The sequence below is a fragment of the Streptomyces sp. SP18CS02 genome (genome assembly GCF_036322365.1).
In the GTDB taxonomy this organism is placed as follows: Bacteria; Actinomycetota; Actinomycetes; order Streptomycetales; family Streptomycetaceae; genus Streptomyces.
Window position 1 is genome coordinate 1 of the sequence record NZ_JAQYXC010000008.1, and the last position, 678, is coordinate 678.

The following is a 678-nucleotide window of genomic DNA, read 5'->3' on the forward strand; positions in this document are numbered from 1 at the left end:
ATCTACGTCAGTGACGAGGTCCGTGAGCGGATCGTCGGCAGCACAGAACCCGAGCTCCTGCTCCGCTGGCTCACCCGCGCGGTCAGCGCCACGTCCGCCGAAGAGATCTTCGCGGAGGAGTAGCCACCGGGCGGGAGCCCGATACGCACACCAGTGGAGGACCCTGATGGCCGTGGACATGTCGTTCTTCAAGTCGCCGATCATGCAGGACTACACGGAGGAGGTCCGGGCGAAAGCGCAGGCCCAAGGCGAGGCGAAGGCCCTCTTGATCATCCTGGAGCAGCGCGGCATCCACATCAGCGACGCGGCCCGGGAGCGCATCAACGCCGGCGAAGATCCTGAGATCCTTCTCCGCTGGCTCACCCGCGCCCTCAGCGCCACGTCCGCCGAAGAGATCTTCGCGGAGGAGTAGCCACCGGGCAGAAGCCCGGTACGCACACCAGTGGAGGACCCTGATGGCCGTGGACATGTCGTTCTTCAAGTCGCCGATCATGCAGGACTACACGGAGGAGGTCCAGGCCGAGAGCCGGGCCAAGAGCCGGGCCGAGGACATCCTGATCATCCTGGAGCAGCGCGGCATCTACGTCAGTGACGAGGTCCGTGAGCGGATCGTCGGCAGCACAGAACCCGAGCTCCTGCTCCGCTGGCTCACCCGCGCGGTCAGCGCCACGTCCGCCG

Annotated in this window: 1 protein-coding gene and 1 pseudogene; both read left to right on the forward strand. The window is 66.4% G+C overall.

Features of this window, described 5'->3' with window-relative positions:
- The first annotated feature begins 166 nt into the window (after positions 1-166).
- The gene (locus PUR26_RS00030; RefSeq protein WP_329867992.1) at positions 167-412 is read left to right on the forward strand and encodes a hypothetical protein; all 246 of its coding nucleotides are present in this window, start codon (positions 167-169) and stop codon (positions 410-412) included.
- A 43-nt stretch (positions 413-455) separates the two neighbouring features.
- Positions 456-678, forward strand: a pseudogene (locus PUR26_RS00035) (hypothetical protein); the annotation flags it as partial.

Coding starts and splice junctions, on each gene's coding strand:
- PUR26_RS00030 (WP_329867992.1), top strand. CDS start 167: ATGGCCGTGGACATGTCGTTCTTCAAGTCGCCGATCATGCAGGACTAC.